The organism is Flavicella sediminum (genome assembly GCF_006381105.1).
GTDB classification, from domain to species: Bacteria; Bacteroidota; Bacteroidia; order Flavobacteriales; family Flavobacteriaceae; genus Flavicella; species Flavicella sediminum.
This window is the reverse complement of the sequence record NZ_VDET01000047.1, coordinates 1-2,255: the sequence shown is the minus strand read 5'-3', so window position 1 is coordinate 2,255 and position 2,255 is coordinate 1. Positions and strand designations below refer to the sequence as shown.

3 protein-coding genes are annotated in these 2,255 nt (G+C 28.9%); all 3 read right to left on the bottom strand.

Translation table 11 applies throughout. The annotated features are described in order from the left end of the window. Positions 1-190: 190 nt before the first annotated feature. From FGM02_RS17635 to FGM02_RS17625, 3 genes are read right to left on the bottom strand one after another with little or no spacing between them, the layout of a single operon-like run. A complete protein-coding gene (locus FGM02_RS17635) occupies positions 191-760 on the bottom strand; it encodes a hypothetical protein (RefSeq protein ID WP_139959906.1) in 570 nt (189 codons plus the stop codon). A 56-nt stretch (positions 761-816) separates the two neighbouring features. Continuing rightward, on the bottom strand, positions 817-1,665 hold the full coding sequence (locus FGM02_RS17630; protein WP_139959905.1) for an IS3 family transposase: 849 nt from the start codon (positions 1,663-1,665) through the stop codon (positions 817-819). Between the two features lie 8 nt (positions 1,666-1,673). Further along, positions 1,674-2,039 carry a transposase gene (locus FGM02_RS17625; protein WP_139959903.1) on the bottom strand — a complete coding sequence of 122 codons (366 nt, stop codon included), beginning with the start codon at positions 2,037-2,039 and terminating at the stop codon, positions 1,674-1,676. Positions 2,040-2,255 lie beyond the last annotated feature (216 nt).

Sequence of the window (2,255 nt, the reverse complement as noted above, 5' to 3'; positions counted from 1 at the left end):
GTATAAAGTTAGTGTGGGAGTTGATAATCGAAAGATTCTCAGCCGAGCACTAAGCTTTTACTTATTTTGTGTTTTTATCTTAGTCGACCTAAAAATAGATAAATAAGTAGAAGTGACCCAATAAAAAAACACAAACCTTTGGGCAAACTATAAAAACCCACATTGACTTTATGCGGTGTTGCCATACGTTTTATTCATCATAAAAATTATTTCCATCTGTAATATATTTTTCCAATATTGAACTTATTTGTTCAAGTTCCATTGTGTCTTTAGATATTGAATTTATCCTATATTCTCTTTTAAATTCAAATCGGCTTTCAAGTGTTTTTCCTCCACGAATATGTAATAATATTCTTTTCACCAAATTGAAATCATTTGTCTCGGGATTATAAATACCTTTTTTAAATTCCCATTTTGCTTTGTTTAGATAAGGATTTCTGTTTAGACATTGAATGTCATTTTTTGTTTTCTCAAAGTATAAATCTCCATTATGTTTAAACTCGACAGTATATTTATCTGAGGTATTCGAATCATAGCTTTTGAATAATATTGTTTTATCTGTGTATTCTAAAGTATTTATTATCCACTTTCTAGAAATAAGTTCCTTTATGTTTTCAATACTGATTTCTTTATTGTCTTCAATTGATTCTTTTTCGGTTTTATCCGTTAGAGCTAGAATAGGAGAAACAGTTTTCTTGTTATTTGTGCAGTTATTAAAAATAAAAACTATTAATAATATTGTTAATATCCTTTTTATCATATGAATGTTTTCACTAATGTCTAGTCCTGAAATATGGCTACAGGTTAAATTGATAGTTAAGCTGATAATTTATATACCATATTTGGTGTTTTAAAGTCTAAAGATAAGTGTAATCTTATTTCGTTGTATAATTTAATTGCATTTTTTGCGGCTCTTTTAGCATGTGCTACATTCATAAATGTTTGATCTAAATAAAATTCGTCTTTTAATATTCCATTTACCCTTTCTGCCATTGCGTTTTCGTAGCAGTGATTTTCTTCTGTCATACTTATATTTATTTTCTTTTTTTTAAGAATTTGAGTGTATACATTGCTGCAATATTGAATTCCTCTGTCCGAATGATGAATAAGTCCCTTAATATTTTTAGCTTGATATACAGCTTTATTAAGAGCTCTCACACATCCTTTAAGCTCAAGACTGTCGTTAAGGTCATATCCTACGATTTTACGGGAATACATGTCCGTAATGAGTGCTAGATAACAGAATCCATTTAAAGTTCTGATGTATGTTATATCAGAAGCCCAGACTTGATTTGGTTTTGTGATTTTCATGTCTTTAATTATATTGTTATACTTATAAAATCTGTGATAAGAATTTGTGGTTCTACAACTATATTTTTTTCTTAATGTTAGCATTTTATTCTCTCTAAGTACTTTAAACAGGGTGTCTCTTCCTACTTTTAGATTTTGTTTTTTAAACTCGATATTCAAAGATCTAATAAGTTTTCTAACACCTTCTCTAGGTAAGGATTTGCGTCTTTTCTTAACTATATGAATGATTTTTTGCTCTATTTCAATACGTTTATCAGCTCTATTTTTGTATTTATAATAAGCATCTCTTTTGAGGTTAAAACATTCACAAATATTAGAGATTGAAGCAAATCCTTTGTTTTTAACTACAGCAATGTTTAATGCTAAATATTTAGTTTTTTTTTAAGTTCTAAAACATTTTTATAGCCTAGTTTTTGAGCTGCTACTTCAAGATATGACTCATCTACCATTTGATCTAAATCTTTTTTAAGAAGAAGTTTCTTTAGTTGTTCAATCTCTTTTTGAAGTGCTTTAATTCTTGATATTTCATCATTAGTTTCTACCATAATTCTAGTGTTCATAAGGTCTTTACGATCGTACTTTTTAATCCATTCATTGATGGTGGATCTGTTAATACCATAGATTTTACCCAATTGATGTTTGTTGTACTTTCCAGTACTAAGTTCGGCTAAAATTTTTAGTTTGAAAGGTTCGCTGTAACGTCTGGTTACTCTGTCGTTGTTATACATAATGTTTAAAATTATGTAGCCTTTATTCAGGACGAGTCAGCATGAAGTACAACGGTTTTGTATAATGTTAGTGTGGGAGTTGATAATCTTGAGATTCTCAGCCCCGGACTAAACTTTTACTTATTTTGTGTTTTTATCTTAGTCGACCTAAAAATAGATAAATAAGTAGAAGTGACATAATAAAAAGACACAGTGCTTTGGGCAAACCATAAAAAC